Origin of the sequence: Mesorhizobium sp. B1-1-5, from assembly GCF_006443065.1 — a bacterium.
Classification (GTDB): Bacteria; Pseudomonadota; Alphaproteobacteria; order Rhizobiales; family Rhizobiaceae; genus Mesorhizobium.
In genome coordinates this window covers 1-1,356 of record NZ_VFWS01000419.1, presented here as the reverse complement: position 1 = coordinate 1,356, position 1,356 = coordinate 1, and the positions used below count along the sequence as shown (strand labels likewise).

The 1,356-nt window shown below is 64.7% G+C and carries 2 protein-coding genes; both read left to right on the top strand.

Annotation, left to right across the window (positions count from 1 at the left end; genetic code table 11):
- The coding region (locus tag FJ980_RS31985; RefSeq protein ID WP_140547489.1) for an SDR family oxidoreductase at positions 1 to 350 on the top strand (350 nt) is incomplete at its 5' end.
- A 10-nt stretch (positions 351 to 360) separates the two neighbouring features.
- Complete coding sequence (locus tag FJ980_RS31980) at positions 361 to 1,308, top strand: 3-hydroxyacyl-CoA dehydrogenase (protein WP_140547488.1); 948 nt, start codon at positions 361 to 363, stop codon at positions 1,306 to 1,308.
- Positions 1,309 to 1,356: the final 48 nt, after the last annotated feature.

Sequence of the window (1,356 nt, the reverse complement as noted above, 5' to 3'; positions counted from 1 at the left end):
TCTCGATGTCGTCGGCGGCCGGCCGCCACGGCTATGCGTTCCGCACGCCCTATTCGGCGGCCAAATTCGGCGTCATCGGCTTCACGCAGAGCCTTGCCAAGGAGCTTGGGCCGCACGGGATCAGGGTCAACGCCATCCTGCCGGGCATCATAGAGGGGCCGCGCATCGAGAGCGTTATCTCGGCACGCGCCAAACAGGTCGGCATCAGCCATCAGGAGATGACCGAACGCTATTTGCAGAACATCTCGTTGCGCCGCATGACCAGCCCGTACGACGTGGCTTCGATGGTCGCATTCATCAACATTTCAGGCCAGTCGCTCGGCGTCGACGGCAACGTCGAAACGCTTTGAGGAGCAAGCCATGGCCAGGGTTGCAATTGTCGGAAGCGGGTTCATCGGACGGGCATGGGCGATCAGCTTCGCGCGCGCCGGCCATGATGTGCGCATGTGGGACCAGTCGCCGGTCGCGGCAGGCGGCGCGCGCGACTACATAGACGGCGTGCTCGGCGATCTCGCTTCGAATGATCTGCTGCGCGGACAGACCGCGCACGCGGTGCTCGAGCGCATCGTCGTCATGGGAGACTTGGACGCGGCTCTGGCCGGCGCCGTGCATATCCAGGAGAACACACCGGAAAATCTCGAAGTGAAGCGCGAGGTGTTTTCGCGGATCGATTCCCTCTCTGATCCGCAGGCGGTGATCGCCAGCTCCACCTCGGCGCTGCTGCCGTCGAAATTCACCGATCATCTCCCGGGGCGGCACCGCTGCCTGGTCGTGCATCCGATCAACCCGCCCTACCTCATTCCGGCGGCGGAGGTGGTGCCGGCGCCGTGGACGTCTGCCGAGACGCTCGAAAGGACGCGCGCCTTCCTCCTCGATGCCGGCCACGCGCCGCTGGTGATGAAGCGCGAGCTCGACGGCTTCATCATGAACCGGCTGCAAGGGGCGCTGCTCGAGGAAGCTTTCCGGCTTGTCGCCGACGGCTATGCCAGCGTCGAGGACGTCGATATCGGCATCCGTGATGGCTTGGCGCTGCGCTGGTCGTTCATGGGGCCCTTCGAGACCATCGATCTCAACGCGCCGGGCGGCGTGCGCGACTATGCCGAGCGCTACCAGGGCATCTATTCCAATATTTTCCCGCAGATGCTGCGTCGCGTCGACTGGGCGGGCGAGGTGATGGAAACCGTCGAGTCCGAGCGCAGCAGGCGCTTGCCCAGGGAGAAACTGGGCGATCGGCAGGTATGGCGGGATCGCCGGCTGATGGCGCTGGCGGCGCACAAGAAGAAATCGGATCAGGAGTTCGGACAATGAAAGAAACCAGCCGCAAGCCCGGCGCCCCGGCGGCCAGGGGCAAGGTCA